This is a genomic window from Paenibacillus montanisoli, from assembly GCF_003268025.1.
In the GTDB taxonomy this organism is placed as follows: Bacteria; Bacillota; Bacilli; order Paenibacillales; family Paenibacillaceae; genus Paenibacillus_Z; species Paenibacillus_Z montanisoli.
In genome coordinates this window covers 413,309-436,098 of sequence record NZ_QLUW01000004.1, presented here as the reverse complement: position 1 = coordinate 436,098, position 22,790 = coordinate 413,309, and the positions used below count along the sequence as shown (strand labels likewise).

Below are 22,790 nucleotides of genomic sequence, written 5' to 3'. Positions count from 1 at the left end.
GCACCACATTGGCGGAAACCCGGCGATTTCATGGAAAGAAGCGCTCTGGGAGCACCACATTAGCGGAAAACCGGCGATTTCATGGAAAGAAGAGCTCTAGGAGCACTATATGAGCTGTCAAAACCCGATAAACCGGTGCGGTCAATGGTCAATTTTACGAAGCCGCCTTACTCATCGCGCAGCTGCTCCAGCGCCCATTCCGCCCACGCGAGGTCGGACTCGCTCGAGAAACGTCCCCGCTGCATCAGCAGCATCATGCCGCGCGACGGCGGAGGCTCCTTCATGGAGTAGGCTTCGATCTTGCAGTTCAGCCAGTGGATCCGGTCGCGGTAGTATTGAACGCGCAGCTCGAGCTGGCGCTTAATGTCTTCCGGGTTGCCCTGGTCCATGGCGAAAAGCTTGAGCGTCAGCTCGTCCCTGATGACCGGCTCGCTCGCCGGCACGGCCAGCCATGCGCGAAGGGCATCGCGGCCGGTGTCGGTTAAGGAATACACCTTCTTATCCGGCTTGTCCGTTTGCGGAACGAGCACGTGCCGCACATATCCGTCGTTTTCCATCTGGGAGAGAAGCGGGTAAATCTGGCTGTGTTTGGCCGGCCAGAGCGATTGCAGCTTAAGCATCAAATCATAGCCCGAATCGGGGGAGTAGGAGAGCATGCTTAGCAGCCCGTAAGCAAGGGTGTTCATGATTGGCCTCTTTTCATACGTAAACTTTGACATAATAGGTTTGATGGTTTATGATGTTCAATGGTTCTTATTATATGTAAATACCGACATATGTGCAATTATCGCCGGGAAAGGCAGTGATTGCCGGTAACCGCTATGCGGTATTGAAGGGGAGATATTCATTGGTTGAACAGGAGAAGCAGGGCAAGGTTCGTTTCTGGCCGATCATGGCGGCGATCTTTGTCGGCTCTTTTTTATGCGTATTGGCATCGAGCACGATTAATATCGCGCTGCCGATTTTGCAGGATCACTATCACACGACGCTGGGCTCCATCCAGTGGACGCTGACCGGCTTCATGCTGGCGATGGGCACGTTCGCCCCGATTGTCGGCTATTTGGGCGAAAAATTCAGCTATAAGCGGCTTTATCTGTACGCACTCGTCGGATTCGTCGTTGCTTCGATTCTATGCGCCGCTTCGTGGGACGAATATTCGCTCATCGCGTTCCGGATTATGCAGGGCGCCTTCAGCGGCCTGATTCTGCCTGCTTCGATGGCTATTATTTATCAGGTTGTTCCGCGCGAGAAACAAGCGATGGCAATTGCGCTTTGGTCGCTCGCTGCCATGATGGCGCCGGCGATCGGGCCGACGTTCAGCGGCTGGCTGCTGGAAAATTTCGCTTGGCAATGGCTGTTCCTCATGAACGTTCCGATCGGCCTGATCGCCATCGTGAGCGTGAGCGCCTTTATTCCGTACTATCGCCTTAGCGTGCCGAAGAGCTTTGACGCCATCGGCTTCGTAACCGTCCTTGTCAGCAGTTCTTCCTTGCTGCTCGCGCTTGGCCAGGGCCATAACTGGGGCTGGCAGTCCGGCCGGATTCTGACGCTGCTCATCGTCGGAGGCATTATGCTGGCTGTATTCATTTGGCGCGAGCTTACGGCAGATACGCCGCTGCTCGATCTGCGGGTGTTCAAGTACGGACGCTATACGCTTAACTTAATTATTACCATCATTTTAACCATCAGTCTTTATTCCGGCACGTTCCTGACGCCGGTGTTTCTGCAGCGCATTCAGCATGTAAGCGCAATGGATACAGGGCTGATTCTGCTCCCGGCCTCGCTCGTCATGGCGCTCGTCATGCCGATCGTCGGCAAGCTGTACGGCATGGTCGGTCCGCGCGTTCTGATGTCGATCGGCATTCCGCTTCTTGCTCTTGGCACGCTGGCGCTCAGCTGGCAGAGCATTGATATTTCGCACACGTATATCATCTGGTGGATGATCGTGCGTAACCTTGGCATCGCGATGGTCATGATGCCCGCGAGCAACGCGGCGATGGAGCATATCCCGCGCGAGCTGGTCGGCCACGCGTCGTCGATTTCGAACTGGACGCGCAACGTATTCGGTTCGTTCGCGATCGCGATTTTCACGACGCTGCTCGCATCGCGTTCGCTGCATCACGGCACGGCGATGGCCATGGCCGGCGACAAGAACGAGCTGCACATCGCCAATATGGCGTTCACCATGAGCGTGAACGACGTATATTTCGTGGCGACGCTCATCGCCGCGGTTGCCTTCCCGCTTACGCTGTTCGTCGGCAAATCGAAGCCGAAGAAGGAAGTACCCGCAGCGCAGAGCCAATCGGCATCTGCTTCCGCTTAATAACGTACGTTAGCCTCTCCGATCTCGCCTGCTGCCAGGCGGCGGAGAGGCTATTTTTTATTGCAAGACTCGTACGCGGCCAAGTAAAATATGGATAAAAGGGCGATTTTCCGTCGGGGGAGGGCATCATCTTTGCCAAAACGTCTCATCATTATAGACGGCATTCCGGGCTCGGGGAAAACGACGACGGCAAGCCGGATCGCGGGCAAGCTAGCGGCGCTAGGCATTCATGCACGGAAATATCTAGAGCTTGAAGAGGCTCATCCTCTCATGCTGACGGGCATTGAATTCGGGGATCTTCACCGAGAGGAAACGGCTGACCGTTACAGCAAGCTTTTCACTGAACGCTATAGCGATTTCGTGGAGAAGCAGCTCAGCAGTCCTTATGACGTCATCCTGATCGAAAGCGTCATGTTCCAGGACACCATTAACGTCGCCCATTTGATGGGAATGCCTCACGACAAGCTGCTTCGCTTATGTATGCAACTTCAAGAAACGGTGCTGCCTCTAAATCCCGCTCTTATTTACTACTACCATCATGACGTGGAGGGGCAGTGGCGGCATATTTGCGGCATTCGCGGCAACGAATGGGGCCCCGTCTCCCTGCATACGGATGAAGATTTCAAGCATGCCGGCGAGGTCTGGGAACGGAGCCAAGCTTTCGTTCGCGCAGCCATTGACTTCTGGGACATACCGAAGCTGATCATCGAGAACCGCGATTACCTGTGGCAGGAATACGACAGCCGAATCGATGCTTTCGTGGATCACCTGACGAAGGCCCGATTAGCCCGAGAATAGGTACTTGAGAAAAAGGAGAGCGGACGGATGTTGAACGTAGAAACAAAAGAAGAGCAGAGAGCAAGGCTGTATAGTTTGTTGGGCGATCTTCCGAACGGCCTGAACGCTCCCGTGTCCAGTCGAACCGTTTATACGGAAAGCCGTGACGGATACACGGTCGAGAAGCTCGTATTGGATTTAAATGGCGAAGAAGAGGTGCCCGCTTATTTTGTGCGGCCGAATGAAGGCAAAGGTCCTTTTCCGACGCTGCTGTTTCATCACTCGCATGGCGGGAGATACGAGCTGGGGAAGGATGAGCTGCTGAAAGGAAACACCTATTTGCAGGAACCTTGCTATGCAGATGCATTGACTGGCGCAGGCTACGCCGCGCTCTGCATCGATGCGTGGGGATTCGGCGAAAGGAGAGGCCGCAAGGAGAGCGAGCTGTTCAAAGAAATGCTGTGGAAAGGCCAAGTGCTTTGGGGCAAAATGGTGTACGACGCCTTAAGGGCAGCGGACTATCTTGCGCAAAGGCCGGACGTCGACGCCGATCGGCTGGGAACGCTGGGCATTTCAATGGGCTCCACCATGGCTTGGTGGCAGGCGGCGCTTGATACGAGAATCCGCGTCTGCATCGATTTGTGCTGCCTGACCGATTTCGATGCCTTAATTGAAACTGGCGCTATCGATGCGCACGGCGTTTACTATTATGTGCCGTCTTTGCTCAAGCATTTCTCCGCTGCCGATATTAATGCGTTAATAGCGCCTAGAGCGCATTTCAGTTATGCCGGCATCTACGATGCGCTGACTCCTCCGGCAGGACTTGATCGCATAGACGACCATTTAAAGCGCGTTTATGAATCGGAAGGCGCTTCGGAAGCGTGGTCGCTGCATCGCTCGCCGACAGGGCATTTGGAAACGCCGGCTATGCGTACGGAGGTCATGCAAAGGCTTGCCGAATATTTGTAAGCTTACGAACTGGTCAACGCTTATTCGGACAAATTCGGGCAGCTTGCGATTCTAACGAACTCCAGAAGCGCTATTTTGAGCAAACCTGCTTCCTAACAGCAGTAAATGGCCAATTAGCGTCGCTGAGGTTTGTAAGTTGCCCAAAAGAACCGTTTTCCACCGAATAAGCTCTACACGGTTCGTTAGCTTGCCGCGATAGGCAGCCCGGGACATTTCGTTCCCGGGCTGCCTTTTTATTAGCGGTACCGCTGACGGAACTCCTTCGGCCGCGTGCCCGTGTGCTTGCTGAAGCAGCGGACAAAATACGGGAACGTCAAGAAGCCCGTTTCTTCAGCGATCTTGCCGATTGGCTCGCCGGTGTGGATCAAGAGCTGCTTCGCTTGTTCGATGCGGTAGCGAGTGAGGTAGTCGAGCGGCGTGCAGCCGAACGCCTTCTTCATGCACAGCGCGATATAGTTGGCGTGAAAATGCAGCTGTTCCGACAGCTCCTTGTAGCTGAGCGGTTTCCGATAGCTTCGGCGCAAATAAGCGGCTGCTTCGTCCGCCAGCGCGAGCTGCGGGTCTTTGGCGGCGGTGCTGCTCTCCTCCTGCAGCTGAAGCAGCAGCTCCTGCAGCAGCGCTTGCTGGCGGAAGCGGGCCGCCGCCGTAACCTCGGACTGCAGCTCGAGCAGCTGCTGCAGCCGTTCGTAGAAGCTTTCCCGCGTATGCAGCTCGCCGCTGCGGGGCACGTGAAAGACGAACGACTCGAGCTGCATATAGGGCTCCCGTTCCGCCACCTCGCTCCAGCTGCCGAGAGTATGGAAGTGAAGCCAGTAGAAGTGTGTCTCCTCCTTGCACGGGATGGCTGTCTTGTGCGAGCGGTCGGGGCGCAGGATGGCGAAATGTCCGGCGGGTACGCTGATCGGGGATCCTCCCTCTTCCAGATAAAGTGCCCCGCGCGTAACCGCGAGCAGATCGAATACCCCGATGCTGGAACGGTCAGGGTGCTTACCCCCGGCGGCGTACGTATCCTCGCCGGACGTGATATAGTGCGGCAAAGGTGGAGAAGTAAATCGGAACATTGGCTAGCGGCTCCTTATATACGATATTCCTTTTATCATAAGGGTTTATGAATGCGTTGGCCACACAAATGATGTTGTAATCGGACAAAAACCGGTTGTCATCCGCTATCGGCGCCGGCGCCGCTTCCATGCTATAGTCGGTTCATAACAATCACTTTCCGCAAATGAGGGAGACGATGGACCGCATGGAGACGACGAGGAACAAACTGGCCGGCGCCGCATTCAAGGCGCTGCCGCTCGGAGCGATTAAACCTGCAGGCTGGCTCCGCAATCAGCTGCGCATTCAAGCGGACGGTTTAACGGGACATCTGGAAGAACATTGGGGCGATGTCGGGCCGGACAACGGCTGGATCGGCGGCAAGGGCGAGAGTTGGGAGCGCGGGCCCTACTATCTGGACGGACTGCTTCCGCTAGCCTATGTCCTTGAAGATGAGGAGCTGATCGCCAAGGCGCAGCGCTGGATCGAATGGTCGCTTGCAAGCCAGCAGGAGAACGGCAATTTCGGGCCGCAGGGCACGATTCAATCGGTGAATACCGATATCAACAAGAAGCATGACTGGTGGCATTACATGATCATGCTGAAGGTAATCACGCAATATGCGGAGGCGACCGGGGATGCTCGAGTCGTTCCGTTCTTGACGAAGTATTTCCGCTATGTGCAGGAACATATCGAAGCGAACCCGCTGGAAGGCTGGGCGAAGGCGCGCGGCGCGGAAATGGTGCTCTGCATTCAGTGGCTGCACAAGGAGACGGGGGAGGATTTCCTGCTGGAGCTGGCCCGCACGGTAGCGGAACAGACGCTGGATTGGACGGATATTTTCCATGACTTCCCGTACTGGCGCAAGGTCGAGGAGTGGGACTGGTCGACTCACGTGGTCAATGTCGCGATGGGAATCAAGACACCGGCCATCCGCTACGAGCTGAGCGGCCAGAACGTGGAACATGAGGCCGTGCACAGGGGGATCGACAGCTTGATGACATACCATGGGCAAGCGCACGGCATGTTTTCCGGCGACGAATGGTTGTCCGGCACGAGTCCAAGCCAAGGCGTCGAGCTGTGCGCCGTTGTGGAATACATGTACTCTATGGAGCATTTGACGCGCGTGTTTGGGGAAGGCCGGTTCGGCGATATTATGGAAAAGGTGGCGTTCAATGCGCTCCCTGCTACGATTTCCAAGGACTGGACCTCGCATCAATACGATCAGCAGGTGAACCAGATCGTTTGTAATGTGGCACCGCGCGCATGGAGCAACAGCGCTGATGCTAACCTGTTCGGCTTGGAGCCGAATTTCGGCTGCTGCACGGCGAACATGCACCAAGGCTGGCCGAAGCTGACGAGCCATCTGTGGATGAGCGATGGCAGCGGCGGTTTGGCAGCCGTGTCTTATGCGCCATGCGTCGTGCGCTCTGCCGTGGGCCAAGGAGCGGCGGCAAGGGTAACGGTGAGCGGCGAGTATCCGTTCCGGGAATCGGTTACGATCGCCGTGGAACTGGACCGCCCGAGCGAAGCCTTCGCGATTTCGCTGCGGATCCCGGCTTGGTGCGAGGCGCCAAGCTTGACGGTTAATGGCACTAATGCCAAGCTTAACGCCGTTAACGGCTATGCCAAGGTCGAGCGGGAGTGGAAGAACGGCGATACGCTGACGCTGCATTTGCCGATGACGGTGAAGACGGTTTCCCGCAACCTGTACGCCATCAGCGTTGAACGCGGTCCGCTCGTGTACGCTTTGCCGGTTCAGGAGAATTGGCAGCTGCTGACGAAGCGGGCAAAGTTCCACGATTGGGAAGTGTACCCGGGTTCGCCTTGGAAGTACGGCTTGCTGGCGGACAATGTCTATGAAGCCAGCGAGTATGACATCCCGTATCAGCCGTTTGACGCGGAGCATGCGCCTATTCGGTTGAAGGCGACCGGGCAGCTGGTGCGCGAGTGGAAAATGGAAGGCAACAACGCGGGCACGCCGCCGATCTATCCGAAGACGGAAGGCCAGGAAATGGCGGAGCTGACATTGGTGCCTTACGGCAGCGCAAAGCTGCGCATCGGCGAGTTTCCGCTAATCGGAGAACGCGAGAAGGCGTGGAAGAAGAAGGTATAACACTTGCGCTTGCATGACAAAAAGAGCCGCCCCGTGCGGCTCTTTCTTATTTAATCTGAATAAGCGCATGTGCATTACGGTGTTGCCTGTTTGCGGTGTCAGCGTCGGCTCCTGGCCGAGCCCGAATACGTTCAATGCAGGTGGAAGTGATTAGGCATGGTTTTTTGTCCGGTATGCATGAAATGGTTGGAAAAGTCCACAATATAAGGGGCTAACCACTCATGCATATGAAGACAAGGAGAAGATTACAGGATGCGATTGAGAAAACAATGGCTGAGTATTGCGCTCGTCTGCGCGCTGCTAAGCCTATGGATGACGCCGCTTCGCGCGGATGCCTCTTCAAAGCAAGACCATCATGCTCATCGGATTTGCTACACGCAGTCGATGGTCGACCTGAACAAGGAGCTCCGCAAGCTGTGGGGGGAGCATGTCTATTGGACGAGAACCTACATCGTCAGCGCGACCGAAGGGCTTGCGGACAAAGACATTGTGCTGGAACGTCTGCTCCGCAACCAGCAGGACCTCGGCAATGCCATCAAGCCGTACTACGGCGAACAAGCGGGCAACAAGCTGGCTGAGCTGCTGCGAGAGCATATCGTGCTTGCAGGTCAGATCGTGACAGCGGCGATGGCCGGCAATCAGGCCGATGTGGAGAAGTACAACAAAGAATGGTACCGCAACGCCGATGATATGGCGAAGCTCTTAAGCGGCGCCAACCCCCACTGGAAGTATAAAGAGCTGAAGGACATGCTCGACCGGCACCTGCAGCTCGTGACGGCGGCGGCAACTACAAGGCTGAAGAAGGACTGGAAAGGCGATGTGCTCGCTTTTGACGAAGGAATTGCGCATATAATGAAGTTTGCGGACGTTTTATCGTCCGGCATCGTCAGCCAGTTCCCGCAAAAGTTCAAATAACCGAAATGCCCCCGGATGATGTGAGATGCCGGGGGTTCTTTTTTTGCAGCCGCGGGCGGATGAGCAAGAATAGTCAAGAAATCATTGCGGGCGTCGCGTTACAATGGGAATAGCGAAAGAAGAGGAGGCCTTTCACCCGGTGAGAGTGGATTACCTGCTGCAAATTCAAACGACCATCGATTACGTGGAAGATCATTTGGCGGAGGAGCTATCCTTGTCGCGGCTTGCGCAGGTCGCGAGGCTATCCGACTTTCACTTCCACCGCGTTTTCCTGTCCATGGCGGGAGACACCGTGATGGAATACGTCCGCAAGCGCCGTTTGGCGTTAGCGGCGAAGCAGATTGCCTGCTCGGATGAAAGACTGCTCGATATTGCGCTTAACAACGGCTTTCAGAATCACGAAACGTTCACTCGCGCGTTCAAGCGCATGTTCGGCATGACGCCCGGCGACTACCGCAGGCAGGACATCAAGCCGCCTTCGTATGCCAAGCTGAACGTGCTGCAGCGCAAATTCAATCCATATTTGGGAGGCATCCGCATGGAATACCGTCTTGTCACGAAACCCGCTTATAAGGTCATTGGGTATGAGCTTCAAACGTCAACCAACGACGGCGAGAATCAACGCCAAATTCCGGCCTTCTGGCAGGAGTATTTAAAGAACGGTTGGGCGCACCGCATTCCGAACCGCATTCATAAAGACAGCCCGGTCGAGCTCGGCATCTGTTATGGCTTCGATATGGCGTCCGGGAGCTTCAAATATATGATCGGCATGGAGGCGGAGCACTTCGAGAACGTGGCCGAGGATCTCGTCTGCCGCGAGTTCGGCGCTGCCGAATATGCCGTATTCACGACGCCGAAGGTGACGCCCGACCAGTTCTCGAACTCGATTCAAAGCACTTGGGGCGCGGTATTCGGCGAATGGTTCCCTCACTCGGGGTACGAGCATGCCGGTACGCCGGAGTTCGAGCTGTATGATGAGCGCTGCCATCCGGGCATCGAGCTGGTTCAGATGGATATTTATGTCCCGGTCAAGCGCAAGGACGCTTAATCGTATCGCCGCAGCCCGGCAAGAGGCCAGTCCACACGTCATCGAAGATGACTTTGGGATGGCTTCTTTTTTTTTGTGGAGAGGCGCATTTCTAACGGACATGGATGTCCGTTAGAGACGATATTTTAGAGTTTTGGGCTTTTAACGGACATAAATGTCCGTTAGCGGCGGAATGACATAGCTGCAGCGCAGATGTCCCGCCCATAGGCTGCCGAAGCCGCTTCCGGAAGTCCGCATGTTTCGCGGACTTCTCTTTTTTCGGCTGACTAGGGGCTGTGGAAAATCGTGAAGTGCCGCGCAACGCGTGGAAAAACGTGAAGCACCCGAAAAAATCCCGTTGAGCCCTGTATGTACCGCGATTATCCTTACTACATAAGTACGAAGTAAGGAGCGAGGAATATTGAGTACATTTGCAATCGATGGGGCTTCGTTTGTTGTTGACGGCAAGCCTGTCCGCCTTCTATCCGGCGCGATGCACTATTTCCGAATCGTGCCGCAGTATTGGGAAGACCGGTTATTGAAGCTGAAAGCTTGCGGCCTTAATACTGTAGAAACCTACATCGCCTGGAATATTCATGAGCCGCAGGAAGGGAAGTTCCGGTTTGACGGAATGGCGGATGTCACCGCGTTTATCGAGCTCGCAGGAGGCATGGGCCTGCATGTAATCGTTCGCCCGAGCCCCTATATTTGCGCCGAGTGGGAATTCGGCGGGTTGCCTGCCTGGCTGCTGGCCGATTCAGACATGCCGCTGCGGTGCAGCCACCCGGCATTTCTGAAGAAAGTCGACGCGTACTACGACGAGCTGATTCCAAGATTGAAGCCGCTGCTGAGCACAAACGGCGGACCGATTATCGCGGTGCAGATCGAGAATGAATACGGCAGCTACGGCAACGATGCGCAGTATTTGAAGCATTTGGAGCAGGCGCTGCGAACGCGCGGCATCGATGTGCCGCTGTTCACTTCCGACGGGCCGACCGATGCGATGCTGCAAGGCGGGGCCGTACCCGGCGTGCTGGCGACGGTCAATTTCGGTTCCCATCCGGTTTCTTCGTTTGCCAAGCTGAAAGACTATCAGCCGAACGGGCCGCTCATGTGCATGGAGTTCTGGAACGGCTGGTTCGACCATTGGGGCAAGCCGCACCATACCCGCGATGCCGCGGATGCGGCGGGGGTGCTGGACGAGATGCTGGCGGCCGGCGCATCGGTCAATTTCTACATGTTCCATGGAGGCACGAACTTCGGCTTCTATAACGGCGCGAACTGCCAGGAGCGGGATCTCTACGAACCGACGGTGACCAGCTACGATTACGACGCGCCGCTGGACGAGACGGGCGAGCCGACCGCGAAGTATTTTGCGGTACGCGAGGCGATCGGGCGCTACGCGGAGCTTGGTCCGCTGCAGCTGCCCGCTGCCGCGCCGCGCCGCGCCTACGGCAAGGTCGAGCTGAGCGAGCAGGCGGAGCTGTTCCGCCAATTGGACGCATTGTCGGCTCCCATAAAGTCGGTCACGCCGCTCACGATGGAGAGGGCCGGACAGCAGTACGGCTTCATTTTGTATTCCACTACCGTTTCCGGTCCGCGGCCGGCGGAGCGGCTTTATATCCAGGAGGTGCGGGATCGGGCGCTCGTCTTTGTGGATGGCGTCTGCCAAGGCGTCATCGAGCGGGCGAAAACGCCGCAATCGCTTACGATCGAAGTACCGGCGGGCGGAGCCAGACTCGATATCCTTGTGGAAAATATGGGCCGCGTCAATTACGGCCCTTATCTGAGGGATTGCAAGGGCATTACGGAAGGGGTCCGTCTAGGCTTTCAGTTCCTCTTCGATTGGGCTATCCGGCCGCTGCCGCTTGAAGACCTGTCTCAGCTGTCATTCGCAAACGGCGCCGGTTCGCCGGATGTCTCGGCGGAAGGACCTCGATTCTATCGCGGAACGTTCCAGGCGGTTGCCTGCGCGGACACGTTCCTGGATTTGAACGGCTGGACGAAAGGCGTAGCCTTCATCAACGGCTTTAATCTTGGCCGTTATTGGAGCAAGGGCCCGCAACGGACGCTGTATGTTCCGGCTCCGCTGCTGCGCGAAGGCAGCAACGAGCTTGTCCTGTTCGAGCTGCATGGCGCGCCTCAAGGATCGGCTTCGGTCATGCTGGCAGACAAGCCGTTATTGGATGTCAAACCAAATTAAAAAGCAGGTGAAGCATATGAAAATCCCTTCATCGATTCAGCGCGTTCTCGCATCGGCCGAGACGGAGCTGGCCGAGTACCCGAAGCTGCTTAGCATGTTCAAGCAGTGCTTCCCGAATACGCTGGAAACGACGACCCGCCTGATGGAGGACGGAACGGCGTTCGTGTTTACGGGCGACATCCCCGCGATGTGGCTGCGCGACTCGAGCGCACAGGTTAGGCCCTACATTCAGCTGGCCTCGGACGATCCGGAGCTGGCTGCCATCATCGAAGGACTGTTGAAGCGCCAATTCCGCTGCATTCTTATTGATCCGTATGCCAACGCGTTCAATGAAGAACCGAACGATAACCGGTACGAGAATGACATTACGGAGCTGCCCGCGCCGAATCCGTGGGTGTGGGAACGCAAATATGAAATCGACTCGCTCTGCTATCCCATTCAGATCAGCTACCTGTATTGGAAGCAGACGGGCAGCACGGATGTATTCGACGATACGTTCCGGCAAGCAGCGGCTCGCATCGTGGAGCTGTGGCGCGTCGAGCAGAAGCATATGGAGGAATCGCCTTACCGGTTCACGCGGCTATCCGGGCCGCCGAGCGACACGATCCACAATAACGGGATGGGCGAGCCGGTCGGCTACACGGGCATGACGTGGTCCGGCTTCCGGCCAAGCGACGATGCCTGCGCCTACGGCTACCTCATCCCGTCCAACATGTTCGCCAGCGTCGTACTGGGTTATTTGTCCGAGATTGCAAGCGAGGTGCTCGCGGATGCGCAGCTTCAGCAGGAAGCACGATCGCTGAAGGAAGACATCGACCGCGGCATTCAAGCCTTCGGCATCTACAAGCATCCGGCGTACGGCGACATGTACGCCTACGAAACGGACGGTCTCGGCCATTACACGCTAATGGACGACGCTAACGTGCCGAGCCTGCTGTCGATTCCATACCTGGGGTATTCGGCGAAGGACGATCCGATCTACTTGAACACGCGCCGGTTCATCCTGAGTCCGGACAACCCGTACTACTACGAAGGCCTTCGCGCCAAAGGGATCGGCAGCCCGCATACGCCGCCGCGCTACATTTGGCACATCAGTCTGGTTATGCAGGCGCTGACTTCGACGGATGACAGGGAAATCGCGGAGCTTGTAAAGCTGCTGATCGATACGGACGGCGATACCGGTTTTATGCACGAAGGATTCCATGTAGATGACCCCGGCCAATTTACGAGATCCTGGTTCGCTTGGGCGAACACCTTATTCGGTGAGCTGATTCTTAAGCTCATCAACGAAAACAAACTGCGCGCCATGCTTGCTTAGCATGCCGAGACTTTAAGGAGGTTAACAAACATGAGCGAAACGGTACACGAAGTGGAAAATGGCGTTCATAATTACAGCAGCGAAAAGGAATACGTGAAGCCGGCCAATCCGATGACCCGGGAGCGGCTGGAATGGTTCCAGGATCAGAAGCTTGCCTTGATGATGCACTGGGGCCCGTACTCCCAGATAGGGATGGTAGAGTCGTGGATTCTGAGCGACGAGGACGGCGACTGGTCCCGAAACGACGTCGATTGGACGAATGATTATGAAGAGATGAAACGGGAATATTTCGCGCTCAACAAGACGTTCAACCCGTTCCGCTTCGAGCCGGAGAAATGGGCGGAGGCAGCTGCGGAGGGCGGCTTCAAATATTTGATTTTCACCACGAAGCACCATGACGGCTTCTGCATGTGGGATACGCATACGACGGATTACCGGATTACCGGCAAGGATACGCCGTTCCATGCGCACCGTTATGCGGACATTTGCAAAAACGTCTTCGATGCGTTCCGCGACAAAGGGCTTGCGATCGCGACGTATTTCTCCAAGGCCGATTGGCATACGCCGTACTACTGGGCGCCGGGCATGGAGCGGGGCCGCCATACGTGGCGCGGGCCTTCTTACAATCCGGCGGAGCATCCTTCGATGTGGGAGAAGTTCGTCCAGTTTACCCATGAGCAAATTATGGAGCTGATGACCCGTTACGGCCGCATCGATATTTTGTGGCTGGATGCGGGCTGGGTACGAGACGGCGGTCGGGTGAACCAGGACATCCGTCTAGGCGAAGTCGTCGAGCGGGCGCGTCAAACGCAGCCTTGGCTGCTGTCGGCCGACCGTACCGTAGGCGGCGCATACGAGAACTATGTAACGCCGGAACAGACGATTCCGGACCGGCCGCTTAACGTGCCATGGGAAAGCTGCATCACGATCGGCACTTCGTTCTCGTTCAAATTCGAGGATAAGTACAAGTCGGCTCGCCAGCTCGTTCATATCCTGATGGAGGTCGTCGCCAAGGGCGGCAACCTGGCGCTTAACGTCGGGCCGCAGCCTGACGGCCGATTGCCGGCCGGCGCTCTGAAGAGCATGAAGGAGCTCGGCGCCTGGATGAAGGCGTACGGCGAAGCGGTTTATGGCACTCGGATTTGCGCGCCATATTACACCGGAAACTGTGCCTTCACCCGCAAAGGCGATACCGTGTACTGCACCTATCTGTATGCTAGCGAAGATGCGCCGATTTCAGAGCAGATCCGCCTTCCTTACACCGAGGCGGTGACGGGCATCGAGCTCGTTGGCACCGATGAAGCGGTCGAGTACGCGCAGGATAGCGAAGGCATCACCGTTCAGCTTCCGGCCAGTCAGCTCGGCGGGCAGGCGCCGATCGCGCATGTGTTCCGCATCCGCACGAAATAATGCCAGCTTCTCCCAAGTGGAATTGCAGCGGTTAATGAGGTAAAATAAAGAGAATTTTTGTTCCTAGATAACTAAAACGCGGGTAGATAGAATAGGGGGATGTACATGAACAGCAGCTGGTTCCGTAAATTACTTTTATCTTATCTTCCCGCGTTTTTTGTCGTTGTTACCATTCTGTTCGTCGTCTTCTTCCAGACGCTGAACGAGCAGAACCGCAAGGAAGCCATTAAAGCGAACGAATTTCTTGCCCAGCAGGTCGTGCTGTTTACTGACAATGCCTTGAAAACGCTTGATTACCGCATCTTGCGCGATATCCTGTCGACGGAGGAACTGAGGACGTTCTTTAACACGGACTTGGAAGACGTCTACGGCAATATTAAGGCAAATAAGCTGGTGGACGATTGGAAGTTGAATTATTCGATTATCGATACCGTTTATTTTATCCGCTTAAAAGATGAGTTCATCCTTGGCGACGGGTCGGGAATGAAGGCCGATTTTCTGGATGAGCCGTTCTTGGAGCTCTACATTCGGGGGCTGGCGAAAACCGGAGAGTGGACGGGGAAGCGAAGCTTTCAAACGTATCCGTCGGAGAAGGCCAAGGACGTGATCTCGATTGTGCAGGGCTATCCGCACTTCTCCTCGACGAAGAAAGGCTATATCGTCGTCAATGTCAGTCTTGCAAAGCTGAAGCGGACGATTACGCCGATGTACAATCCGGATCAGACCTATGTCCGGTTTAGCGATAAGCAGGGCCGCAGCCTGATGGACGATACACCTTCGAAAGAAGGAACGAGAAGCGTATTGTCGCGTTATGTTTCGCCGTATACGGGCTGGGTAGTCGAGAGCGGGCCGTCCGACGCCGGACTTTCGCGGTTTGTGCTTGACTTCTACAACATTTGGGTTGTCATTGCGATTGCGGCCGTCTTGCTTGGCGTGCTCTGGGTCATCCATGTGACGCGGCGCAATTACAAGCCGATCAGCCAGCTTGTGTCGCTGATCCGCGCCAGCTCGCTGATCAAGCCGGAAGATGATAAACTGGGCAGCAACGAATTCGGCTTTATCCGCGGCGCTTTGGAGCACCTGATGGAGGAAACGACGAAGACTCGCCAGCAGCACAAAGAGACATTCATTTTGCAGAAGAAGCACCGGTTCCAGGAGGCGGTTGAAGGAAGCGCGCCGATCCGCGAAACGGAATGGCAGGCTGATTTGCTGAGGTTTAACATCGATCCGGCCGGCGCAAAAAGCTTCGTAATGGCGCTTGAAATCGACCGCTACCAGCAATTTGTCCAAGCCTACCACCATCAGGATCAATCGGTCTTGAAATTCGTGCTCTCCAGCGTCGCGCAAGAGATGGCCGGGCTGAACGGAGCAGCCCTTTGGGCGGAGTGGCTGTCGGACCGCAGGCTGTCCGCGATCGTATGGGTGCCGGATGAAGCGGCTGGCTCCGAGCTGAGCGCGCATATCGGGGAGCAAATCGTGGAATGGGTGCGCGCGAATTTGAGCTTTACGGTCACGATCGGCGTGCACGGCATGGCGTCAAGCCTTGAGGAAATCCGCAGCTCGCACGAGATCGCGGGCAATTTGCTGCACTATAAAGCCGTGCTTGGCATCGGGCGGCTGCTGCGCCCTGAAGAGCTTGAAGCGTCGACGCTCCGCGTGCACGATTTTTTCGGCACGCTGCATGCCCTTTCGCAGGCGATCAGGCTGGCCGATAACGGGTGGAGGAAGCAGCTCGACGAGCTGTTCGATCAGATCAACGATTCCATCTCGTCGCGCAAGGAGATCGAGAGCTTCCTGCAGTTCCTTCACCAACAGCTGACCCGGGTTTTCCTGGAGCTGCCTAAGGATGCCCGCAACATCTGGAAGGACACGGGGGCTGAGCTGCTTGAGCTGGGAAGAACATGGGAGACCGTCGCCGAATTGCAGCAGGGCTGCACGAAGCTGTTCGAGGCGGCCGTCGCCAAGCTGCAAGCGCTCAAGGATTCCCAACGGACGCGGGCGGTGATCAGCGACATCCGAACCTATATCGAGGAGCATTACGCCAATCCGGAGCTGTCGCTCGATCATCTCAGCGATAAATTCAATCTGCAAGCGAAGAACATCAGCAAGCTGTTCAAGGAGGAATCCGGCGGCAACTTCGTCGATTTCCTGATCGGACTACGGATGGATAAAGCCAAGCAGCTGCTGCTTGGCACGGATCTGTCCCTGCAGGAGATCAGCCTGCAGGTCGGCTATTTTAATTACAATTCCTTTAACCGGGCGTTCAAGAACGTGGCAGGCCTCTCACCGAGCGATTATCGCAAGCAGCAAGCGAGCCGGTGAGGGTGAATCTGTACCGCTGCCGCCTATAATCCTGAACCTTGGTCCCTGCCGGTACGAGCGGCGGAGGCCAAGGTTTTTTTACGCGCTGCGAAGCCGCCCGGCGAAAAACTTGAAGTGCGGAAAAATGCGGAGTACGCATATTTCGCACCGCTGAAACCCGCGCCATTGCTGGGTTTGCGAAAATGGTGGATTTACCGAATCTTACGAATTGAAGGCTGGCTTGCCGGCGGACTAGAATCGAATTACCAAGAACGATTCTGACAGAAGGGGTAATGCGGATGGCTCAGACATGGATCAAAATGAGGCGGAGCTGGGAGCTATATCTCCTTGTCCTTCTGCCGGTGCTTTACTTAATCATCTTTAAATACATTCCGATGTTCGGCGTAATTATCGCCTTTAAAGACTTCAACGTGGTTAAAGGAATATTGGGCAGCCCTTGGGTAGGCTTCAAGCATTTCGAGAACCTGTTCCAGTCGCCGAACTTTTCGGTGCTGATCAAGAACACGCTGCTGATCAGCGCGTATTCCTTGCTCGCGGGGTTCCCGATTCCGATTTTGCTGGCCTTGGCGCTGAATGAAATCCGGACAGGCTTCTTCAAACGCTCGGTGCAAATGATCACCTACGCGCCGCACTTTATTTCGACGGTCGTCATGGTGTCGATCATCATCCTGATGCTATCGCCGCATGTCGGCGTCGTGGAGCGGATCTTTACCTTCTTCGGCTTGCCGACGACGAACTTTATGGGCGAGCCCGGTTTATTCAAATCGATTTATGTCTGGTCCGGAGTTTGGCAGGAGATGGGCTATGCCTCCATCATCTATATTGCGGCCTTGGCCGGCGTCGACCCTTCTCTCTATGAAGCGGCACGCATGGACGGAGCATCGAGACTGAAGAAGATTCTTCATATCGACTTGCCGTCGCTCATTCCGATCACGATCACGATGCTGATCCTGAGTCTCGGTAACCTTATGGCAGTAGGCTTCGAGAAAATCTTCCTGATGCAGAACCCGCTCAACCTAAGCACGTCCGAGGTCATTTCAACTTATGTGTACAAGGTCGGTCTGCTCGGAGCGAATTTCAGCTTCTCCTCCGCAGTCGGATTATTCAACTCCGTGATTAACCTCGTGCTGCTTATCGCGGTCAATGCGATTGCGCGCCGAGTTTCCGAAAACAGCTTGTGGTAGAAAGGCGGGCGTCTATGACAACCAATATAAAAAGCAGAGGACAGATCTGGCGGGCGTCAGCGTCAAACGCAACGAAGATCAGGGAACCGTTCGGCGACCGCGTACTGCTTACAGGCATTTATCTCTTGCTAGGCGTGATCACATTAACGGTATTGTATCCGCTGATCTACATTTTCAGCTCATCGATCAGTTCGCCGGATGCCGTCTTGGCCGGGAGGGTGTGGTTGTTTCCGGTGGAGATTTCGCTTAGAGCCTACAAGTCGATTTTCCAAAGCACGCAGCTGATGACCGGCTATTATAACAGCATTGTCTATACGGTCGTCGGCACGTTCATCAACATCGCGTTTACCGTCCTGATGGCATTCCCGCTCTCGCAGCGGAATATGCCGGGCCGCAGCATCCTGATGATTATGATGATGATTACCGTTTTTTTCAGCGGCGGACTCATACCAACTTACTTATTGGTGAAAAATTTACACATGCTGGATACGCGCTGGGCGCTTTGGCTCCCGGGAGCCTTCTCCGTCTTTCAAGTAATTATCGCCAGAACCTTCTTTCAATCGTCGATTCCGACGGAGCTGCAGGAGGCGTCCCAAATCGACGGCTGCCGTGACATTCGCTACCTGTGGAGCATCGTACTGCCGCTGTCCAAGCCGATTCTGGCGGTTATGACGCTGATGTATGCGGTCGGACATTGGAATGCGTATTTCGACGCGCTGATCTATCTGAGATCCGAAAATCTGTTCCCGCTTCAATATGTGCTCCGCAACATGCTCATCTTGAATGCGGCCGATCCGGAGATGCTGGCGAATACCGCGCAGAGCCTCAGGAACAAGGGCTTCGAGGAAGTGCTCAAATATGCGCTGATCGTCGTTGCTTGCGTACCGGTGCTCATTATGTACCCGTTCGTGCAGAAGCATTTTGTTAAAGGCGTTATGATCGGTTCCTTAAAGGGCTGATTGATGCGATATAGAGAGGCTTGTGAATTTTAGCTGGAGGTGGGGCGTCGGCATTCAAAGCAGTCAGCAGGCATCATTATGCAAGCAGGGGGAACTGCCCCGCCGTAACGGGGCAGGCGCAACAAAAAACAGATCCACTTAAGGAGGAGTCGGTTTTGAAAAAGTCCATCTTGGTATCGCTAATGCTTGTACTGATCAGCAGCATCGTTTTGACCGCTTGCGGCGGAGCGAACAATAAAGAAAACGCCGGCAGCGAAAGCGCAGCAGGCACGAATACGGAAGGCAATGCAGCGGAGGCGGCCGGCCCGGTTGATATCGGATTCTTCGCGCCGCAAGGCAAAGCACCGCTTGAAGATAACGAATACACGAAGCTGGTTGAAGAGAAATTCAACGTAAAAATCAAATGGGACGTGGCGCCGACCGATGCGCTCGTTGACCGCAGACAGCTGCTGCTGGCAAGCGGCGACTACCCGGAAGTGTTCCTCGAGGGGAAATTCACGACTGGCGATTTGATGACCTACGGCAAACAGGGCGTTCTCATTCCGCTCAACGATCTGATCGACAAGTATGCGCCGAACTTGAAGGCGATGATGGAAAAGAAGCCTTACATGAAAGAAGCGATGACGGCGCCGGACGGCAATATCTACGGCATTCCGCGCTTGAATGAGTGCTACCACTGTACGCACTCGCAAAAATATTGGATGAACAAGGAATGGCTCGATAAGCTTGGGCTTGCTGTTCCTACAACGACGGATGAGCTGTATAATGTTCTGAAAGCGTTCAAAACGAAGGATCCGAACGGCAACGGCAAGGCAGATGAAATTCCGCTGACAGGCGCACCGGACAAATACGTGTGGAACGGGAATATCGATGCGTTCCTTATGAATTCATTCATTTATAATGATAACGGCAAGTATTTGACCGTTACGGACGGCAAAGTGGATTTCGCGGCGAACAAGCCGGAGTGGAAGGAAGGCCTCGCTTTCATGCACAAGCTGTATAGCGAAGGCTTGATCGACAAGGCGGCATTCACGCAGAACGACCAAGCGGTGGGACAGCTTGGCCAACGCGAAGGCGACGAGATTGTAGGCTCGATTACAACGGCACTGGTCAGCTACCTTGTAAAAGCTTATGAAGACAAAGACGAGCGTCAAAAGCACTGGGTCATCATACCTCCGCTGAAAGGGCCGAACGGCGTACAGCTGGCAGGCATGTCGCAAGGCATCAGCGAGTTCCCGATGGCGATTACGAATAAAGCAAGCGAAGCGCAGCAAATCGCAGCGATCAAGATTGCCGACTTTGCGTACAGCGAAGAAGGCGCGCTGCTCAGCGAATACGGCGTGAAAGAAAACGTTGGCTGGAAGAAAGCAGAGTCCGGCGAGTTGAATATTACCGGCCAGCCTGCCAAATTCAGCTTCTCCAATCTGCCGCCGGCAGACGAGAACGTCGTGCCTAACAACAGCTGGACGCTGCTTGGTCCTAAGGATCTGTCGAAAGAATTCCGCGATCTGTTTGCAACGGCACAAGACCCGCTAACCGGCGCAGGCTATGAAAAACGTCTGGCAGACGCGACAGCGGCCTATGCTCCATTTGCACCTAAGGAAATTTACCCTTCCGGCGCATATGTAAAAGCGGAAGACACGGATACGATCGCTCAACTGGCGACTTCCATCAAGGATTACGTCACATCCAACATGGCGCAGTTCATCATCGGCGACAAGGATATCGAAAAAGATTGGGATGCTTACGTGAAAGGGTTCGACGGACTGAACCTGCCGCAGTACATTCAAATCTATGAAGCTGCGATCAAGAAGTAATCGAGGTTAAAATAGACAGGGGAAGTATTCCTTCGGGCGTACTTCCTTCTGTTGTTTTTCTTTAAGGAGAAGAGAGGAGAGATCATACATGGAAATGCGTTATAAAGATGCTTCGCTCACGGCGGCTGAGCGCGCGCGCGATTTGCTTTCGCGCATGACGGTGGAAGAGAAAATCGGTCAGACGGTTCAACCGTTCGGTTGGAAAATGTACCACAAGCGAGCGGAGGGCACAGTTGAGCTGGACGCCGAATTCAAGGCTGCGATCAAGCAAGGCGGCATCGGCTCGCTCTACGGTACGCTGCGCGCGGATCCTTGGACGGAGGTGACGCTCGAGAACGGGCTGTCGCCGGAGGAAGGCGCCCGCGCCATCAATGCGATCCAGCGTTATACGATGGAGCAGTCGCGGCTTGGCATACCGATTCTGTTCGGCGAGGAATGCTCGCACGGCCATATGGCGATCGGCGCGACGGTATTTCCGGTTCCGCTCTTGATCGGAAGCGCCTGGAATGTGGAGCTGTACCGCGAGATGTGCCGGGTCGTCGCGCTCGAAACCCGCAGCCAAGGCGGGGCGGCCACGTATTCGCCGGTGCTCGATGTCGTTCGCGATCCGCGCTGGGGAAGGACGGAGGAATGCTTCGGCGAGGACCCGTACATGATCGGGGAGCTGGCGGCGGCCGCCGTTCAAGGCTTGCAAGGGGAGCGTCTGGACAGCGAGAGCAGCCTGATTGCGACGCTGAAGCATTTTGTCGGCTACGGCTCGCCGGAGGGAGGACGCAATGCTGGCCCGGCTCATATGGGGAAGCGGGAGCTGCATGAGGTCGACCTGCTTCCGTTCCGCAAGGGCGTGGAAGCCGGGGCGATGTCCATCATGCCGGCGTACAACGAAATTGACGGCGTGCCGTGCACGTCCAATGAAGAGCTGCTGCAGCAGGTGCTCCGCGAGGAGTGGGGGTTTGATGGCTTCGTCATTACGGACTGCGGCGCGATCAATATGCTGGCTTACGGACATGATGTCGCCAAGGACGGCGAGGAAGCGGCGGCGATGTCGCTGAAGGCGGGCATCGATATGGAGATGTCCGGCACGATGTTCGCTGGTCATCTGCAAGATGCGCTTCGCAAGGGCTTGATTGCCGAGGCCGATCTGGACAAGGCGGTATTGCGGATTCTTGAAGCGAAGTTCAAGCTCGGTTTGTTCGATCGTCCGTATGTCGACCCTGCTGAAGCCGCGCGGGTGATCGGCAGCCGGGAGCATGCGCAGCTGGCCCGCGAAATCGCCCGCCAAGGGATCATTCTGTTGAAGAACGAAGGAGCGGCGCTTCCGCTGTCCAAGGCGGAGTTGGGGAAAATCGCCGTTATCGGACCGAATGCCGATCACATCTACAACCAGCTTGGCGACTATACGTCGCCGCAGCCGAGAGAGCGGATCGTGACGCTGCTGGACGGCATCAAAGCGGCGTTTGGCGAGCAGACGGAGGAGCGCGTGCTCTATGCGCCGGGCTGCCGCATTCAAGGCGATGCGCGCGAGGGCTTCGCCTCCGCGCTGGCCTGCGCCGAGCAAGCGGACGTCGTCGTGCTGGCTCTTGGCGGCTCCAGCGCGAGAGACTTCGGCGAAGGGACGATCGACCTGCGCACCGGGGCATCGGTCGTCACGGATGCGGCTTGGAGCGATATGGAGTGCGGCGAAGGGATCGACCGAACGGGCCTGCATTTGATGGGTGTGCAGCTGGAGCTGGCGCGGGAAATTCATCGGCTGGGCAAACGGCTTATCGTCGTGTACATCAACGGGCGCCCGATCGTGGAGCCGTGGATCGATGAGCATGCCGATGCCATTTTGGAAGCTTGGTATCCGGGTCAAGAAGGGGGCGCCGCGCTTGCCGACATCCTTTTCGGCGATGTAAATCCGTCGGGAAGGCTGACGATTTCCGTGCCGAAGCATGTCGGTCAGCTGCCGGTGTATTATAACGGCAAACGCAGCCGGGGCAAGCGGTATTTGGAGATGGACGCGAAGCCGAGATACCCGTTCGGGTACGGACTCAGCTACACGACGTTCGAATACGGCGGACTCTCTGTGAGCCCGGAAGTGATTGCGCCGGATGGGGAAGCCATGGTCAACGTGAAGGTGACGAATACCGGTCATACGGCAGGCACCGAGGTCGTGCAGCTCTATATCGGCGATAAAGTGAGCTCGGTGACAAGACCGGCGAAGGAGCTGAAGGGCTTCTCCCGCGTGGCTCTTGAGCCGGGCGAGACGAAGACGGTTGCGTTCAAAGTAAGCAGAGAACAGCTTCAAATGCTGGATCTTCATTTAAGGCCGGTCGTTGAGGCCGGCGAGTTCTCGGTAATGGTGGGAAGAAACTCGGAAGACGTAATCAGCGTAGCTTTGACTGTGCAATGTGAGGAGTAAGAGGAACC

Annotated in this window: 16 protein-coding genes; 14 read left to right on the top strand and 2 right to left on the bottom strand. The window is 55.9% G+C overall.

From position 1 onward, the window contains the following. Positions 1 to 167 precede the first annotated feature (167 nt). Positions 168 to 686, bottom strand: coding sequence for a PadR family transcriptional regulator (locus DL346_RS21625; RefSeq protein WP_112884440.1), 519 nt, complete (start codon positions 684 to 686; stop codon positions 168 to 170). Between the two features lie 206 nt (positions 687 to 892). Between DL346_RS21625 and DL346_RS21620 the strand changes: the two genes are divergently transcribed. The 3 genes from DL346_RS21620 to DL346_RS21610 all read left to right on the top strand — a co-directional run bounded on the left by DL346_RS21620 (position 893) and on the right by DL346_RS21610 (position 4,069). Continuing rightward, positions 893 to 2,323 (top strand): DHA2 family efflux MFS transporter permease subunit, encoded by a 1,431-nt coding sequence (locus tag DL346_RS21620; RefSeq protein WP_112884669.1) that lies wholly within the window; start codon positions 893 to 895, stop codon positions 2,321 to 2,323. A gap of 132 nt (positions 2,324 to 2,455) precedes the next feature. Beyond that, entirely contained in the window at positions 2,456 to 3,121 is a 666-nt protein-coding gene (locus tag DL346_RS21615) for a P-loop NTPase family protein (RefSeq protein WP_112884439.1), read from the top strand. A gap of 27 nt (positions 3,122 to 3,148) precedes the next feature. Next, complete coding sequence (locus tag DL346_RS21610) at positions 3,149 to 4,069, top strand: dienelactone hydrolase family protein (RefSeq protein ID WP_112884438.1); 921 nt, start codon at positions 3,149 to 3,151, stop codon at positions 4,067 to 4,069. A 236-nt stretch (positions 4,070 to 4,305) separates the two neighbouring features. Here the strand turns inward: DL346_RS21610 and DL346_RS21605 are convergent, their stop codons facing one another. Beyond that, positions 4,306 to 5,130, bottom strand: coding sequence for a helix-turn-helix transcriptional regulator (locus tag DL346_RS21605; protein ID WP_112884437.1), 825 nt, complete (start codon positions 5,128 to 5,130; stop codon positions 4,306 to 4,308). 185 nt (positions 5,131 to 5,315) lie between these two features. Between DL346_RS21605 and DL346_RS21600 the strand changes: the two genes are divergently transcribed. The 11 genes from DL346_RS21600 to DL346_RS21550 all read left to right on the top strand — a co-directional run bounded on the left by DL346_RS21600 (position 5,316) and on the right by DL346_RS21550 (position 22,782). After that, the gene (locus tag DL346_RS21600; protein ID WP_112884668.1) at positions 5,316 to 7,223 is read left to right on the top strand and encodes a beta-L-arabinofuranosidase domain-containing protein; all 1,908 of its coding nucleotides are present in this window, start codon (positions 5,316 to 5,318) and stop codon (positions 7,221 to 7,223) included. A gap of 258 nt (positions 7,224 to 7,481) precedes the next feature. Continuing rightward, a complete protein-coding gene (locus DL346_RS21595; RefSeq protein ID WP_420849595.1) occupies positions 7,482 to 8,138 on the top strand; it encodes a glycosyltransferase in 657 nt (218 codons plus the stop codon). 145 nt (positions 8,139 to 8,283) lie between these two features. Beyond that, positions 8,284 to 9,186: an AraC family transcriptional regulator gene (locus tag DL346_RS21590; protein WP_240633367.1), complete on the top strand. Its 903-nt coding sequence runs from the start codon at positions 8,284 to 8,286 to the stop codon at positions 9,184 to 9,186. Between the two features lie 400 nt (positions 9,187 to 9,586). After that, the gene (locus DL346_RS21585; RefSeq protein ID WP_112884435.1) at positions 9,587 to 11,368 is read left to right on the top strand and encodes a glycoside hydrolase family 35 protein; all 1,782 of its coding nucleotides are present in this window, start codon (positions 9,587 to 9,589) and stop codon (positions 11,366 to 11,368) included. Between the two features lie 16 nt (positions 11,369 to 11,384). Next, positions 11,385 to 12,686, top strand: a complete 1,302-nt coding sequence (locus DL346_RS21580) for a glycoside hydrolase family 125 protein (protein WP_112884434.1) — start codon at positions 11,385 to 11,387, stop codon at positions 12,684 to 12,686. A gap of 30 nt (positions 12,687 to 12,716) precedes the next feature. Then, a complete protein-coding gene (locus tag DL346_RS21575) occupies positions 12,717 to 14,096 on the top strand; it encodes an alpha-L-fucosidase (RefSeq protein ID WP_112884433.1) in 1,380 nt (459 codons plus the stop codon). Between the two features lie 105 nt (positions 14,097 to 14,201). Beyond that, complete coding sequence (locus DL346_RS21570; protein ID WP_165822617.1) at positions 14,202 to 16,418, top strand: helix-turn-helix domain-containing protein; 2,217 nt, start codon at positions 14,202 to 14,204, stop codon at positions 16,416 to 16,418. 278 nt (positions 16,419 to 16,696) lie between these two features. Further along, positions 16,697 to 17,602 carry an ABC transporter permease gene (locus DL346_RS21565; RefSeq protein ID WP_240633347.1) on the top strand — a complete coding sequence of 302 codons (906 nt, stop codon included), beginning with the start codon at positions 16,697 to 16,699 and terminating at the stop codon, positions 17,600 to 17,602. A gap of 14 nt (positions 17,603 to 17,616) precedes the next feature. Then, positions 17,617 to 18,561, top strand: a complete 945-nt coding sequence (locus tag DL346_RS21560) for a carbohydrate ABC transporter permease (RefSeq protein ID WP_112884430.1) — start codon at positions 17,617 to 17,619, stop codon at positions 18,559 to 18,561. A 155-nt stretch (positions 18,562 to 18,716) separates the two neighbouring features. Continuing rightward, entirely contained in the window at positions 18,717 to 20,378 is a 1,662-nt protein-coding gene (locus DL346_RS21555) for a type 2 periplasmic-binding domain-containing protein (RefSeq protein ID WP_206098565.1), read from the top strand. 94 nt (positions 20,379 to 20,472) lie between these two features. Beyond that, positions 20,473 to 22,782 carry a glycoside hydrolase family 3 N-terminal domain-containing protein gene (locus DL346_RS21550; protein WP_112884665.1) on the top strand — a complete coding sequence of 770 codons (2,310 nt, stop codon included), beginning with the start codon at positions 20,473 to 20,475 and terminating at the stop codon, positions 22,780 to 22,782. Positions 22,783 to 22,790 lie beyond the last annotated feature (8 nt).

Bases quoted from the DNA above. Each gene is read 5' to 3' on its own strand.
- DL346_RS21625 (WP_112884440.1), bottom strand. From the start codon at position 686: ATGAACACCCTTGCTTACGGGCTGCTAAGCATGCTCTCCTACTCCCCC.
- DL346_RS21620 (WP_112884669.1), top strand. From the start codon at position 893: ATGGCGGCGATCTTTGTCGGCTCTTTTTTATGCGTATTGGCATCGAGC.
- DL346_RS21610 (WP_112884438.1), top strand. From the start codon at position 3,149: ATGTTGAACGTAGAAACAAAAGAAGAGCAGAGAGCAAGGCTGTATAGT.
- DL346_RS21605 (WP_112884437.1), bottom strand. From the start codon at position 5,130: ATGTTCCGATTTACTTCTCCACCTTTGCCGCACTATATCACGTCCGGC.
- DL346_RS21600 (WP_112884668.1), top strand. From the start codon at position 5,316: ATGGAGACGACGAGGAACAAACTGGCCGGCGCCGCATTCAAGGCGCTG.
- DL346_RS21580 (WP_112884434.1), top strand. From the start codon at position 11,385: ATGAAAATCCCTTCATCGATTCAGCGCGTTCTCGCATCGGCCGAGACG.
- DL346_RS21575 (WP_112884433.1), top strand. From the start codon at position 12,717: ATGAGCGAAACGGTACACGAAGTGGAAAATGGCGTTCATAATTACAGC.
- DL346_RS21570 (WP_165822617.1), top strand. From the start codon at position 14,202: ATGAACAGCAGCTGGTTCCGTAAATTACTTTTATCTTATCTTCCCGCG.
- DL346_RS21565 (WP_240633347.1), top strand. From the start codon at position 16,697: ATGGCTCAGACATGGATCAAAATGAGGCGGAGCTGGGAGCTATATCTC.
- DL346_RS21560 (WP_112884430.1), top strand. From the start codon at position 17,617: ATGACAACCAATATAAAAAGCAGAGGACAGATCTGGCGGGCGTCAGCG.
- DL346_RS21550 (WP_112884665.1), top strand. From the start codon at position 20,473: ATGCGTTATAAAGATGCTTCGCTCACGGCGGCTGAGCGCGCGCGCGAT.